This is a genomic window from Ferdinandcohnia sp. SAFN-114 (genome assembly GCF_059415045.1).
This window is the reverse complement of record NZ_JBPFDQ010000180.1, coordinates 1-2167: the sequence shown is the minus strand read 5'-3', so window position 1 is coordinate 2167 and position 2167 is coordinate 1. Positions and strand designations below refer to the sequence as shown.

General features: G+C 27.8%; 1 protein-coding gene. It reads right to left on the bottom strand.

The features are described from left to right. Positions 1-75: 75 nt before the first annotated feature. Complete coding sequence (locus tag ACR65M_RS26745) at positions 76-1959, bottom strand: TniQ family protein (RefSeq protein WP_440274924.1); 1884 nt, start codon at positions 1957-1959, stop codon at positions 76-78. Positions 1960-2167: the final 208 nt, after the last annotated feature.

The window sequence follows — 2167 nt, the reverse complement described above, 5'->3', positions numbered from 1 at the left end:
CAAGCGTTGGACACTCTTATTCTACCAAGAGGTTATTTTTATTCTCAAATCTCATTTTCATCCATTACAGGAATGCTACTTCATTAATTGAAGACATGTGATGTCTGAAAATTCGTAAATCTTATTTTTCTTATAAAAACTGTCTAAAACAGGTACAACTTCAAATCGATTTAATAGTTGTAAAACATTTTCATAATCTGTCGAGTACACATCACTAAGTTGACCTAATGTAATATAATTCTGCTTAAAGTATATAGCATCCTCGACCAAGATAAATGGTTTATCCATTTCTTCTGATGTCCTTAAGAAACCACTTTGAATAATCCTATATAATAAATTTCTACCAATACTTAAAAACCGAGATAACTCTGGTATTGAAAATACTCCATTTTGCTTTTTGATTTTATATTTATATACTTTTTCTTTCACTTGTTCTGTACTTAACCTATATTGTTTTAATCCCTTTTCTTTTGTATTCTTACCAATCGGTGTAAGTTCTCCTGTTATTATTAATATTAGAATATCCGAAAGTTTTGTTCCAATTACAAACTTTGTACTTGAAATAATGTCAATTGTATTTTTTGTCTCAAAATTAAAGAACATTCTACTGCTTCTTTGGCATCTCTTTTCAATAATATTAAGAATTTGATGTACCTTTTGAATATCATATAAGTATTCTAAGCTTTCGTCTATTTGTGGACCCCTTTTTAACTTTAAAATATTATCCTTTTCCAACTCTATCACCGTTTGATAGTCAATATTTAATAAACCACTTGTTTCTTTTCGATTTATATAATTACTTTTATTCTCTATATACTTTTCAATACTTTCTCTAGAGATTAATAAGTAAGGATTTCTATCCGTAGTCATTTTAGCTTGCAAGTAGCCGTATGAAACTAACTTTCTGACTTGTGAATGGTGAACTCCAAGGATCTTCCCCGCTTCAGTTGTAGATATATATGAGATACTATTTTTGTCAAATTTTATATATTTACTATGTGAAAGCTGGGTTCTATCCCAATTAATCACAAGATACCTTTCAAATTCCTCTCTTAAAAAATTCAGAGCAGGGTGGTTAAACTTTTCATATAAGTCTATATAAAAGTACCCAAACGTATTTATCAAACTTCCTCTATCATATTTTGGTTTACTTTTTAATGCCGTTTCATAATCCTGTAAATACGAATGAAAATTATATGGCCAATCTTTAAAAATCAAAGAAATTTTCTCAATAAGTAATGAAAACTCAGAATCACCAGGATCAAAAGGTATTGCTGAACTTCCTAATCTTGTCTCATCTCTTAAAGTCAATTTGATAAAGAATATAAAGATTAAAATTATATATTTCAGATCAAGTTTATTAAGTATGTTGTTATTAAAGGTTTCAAATTTATCATCACCATAAAAACTATAATAAATAATTTGGGGTAAAATAATACTTTCGACTCGACATGCCTTAATTTTCTCATTTCTTAGGTCCGATCCACAGGTACAATGAAAAAAGCTTTTCCTATACTGACTTATAATTTTGTTGCAATGACTACATTTACAGACAAGAAAACATCTATGTATTGGACATGCTAATAAGAATCGAATATCCCACAATTTGTTGTTTTGTTTAAATTCTTCTAAACATATAGGGCAAACTTTGGAATTTTGGCCCATCAAAGAATTATTAAACAATAAATAATTGAGATGATCATATTTTTCCTCAGGGAAGTTATACTCCTTCCAAAAAGTAAATTTCATTAATTCTTCTAAAGGTAATTTTGTTAGTGATTTGAATGAATCAAAATTAAAATTAATTGGAAGTAAATTTCTAGGACCATGATAATGTTTAATATTAGTCATGTTTAGAATCCATGAATTAGTTTCATATTTATTGGCTTGAGATAGTCTATTAACATAACTGAAAATATTTTCATCAACTTTAGGAGTAGGTACACACAATAATTTCATCAAAATTATTTTTCTCCTTAGCAAAAGAGAAACGTCATAAGCCGTTTCTCTTTTTTAATCAATATTTTTTTACTTCACACTTTTTCAGTAAATTATGAAATTCATTCCGGAGAATTATGAACAGATTCCGATTAATTATGAAAAATTACATTAAAATAATCGTTTAAAGTGGGGAATCTTACAATTAAGCAACAAGTCATCTATTCCT

Excerpts from the sequence above, each read along its gene's own strand:
- ACR65M_RS26745 (WP_440274924.1), bottom strand. The coding sequence starts at position 1,959 with ATGAAATTATTGTGTGTACCTACTCCTAAAGTTGATGAAAATATTTTC.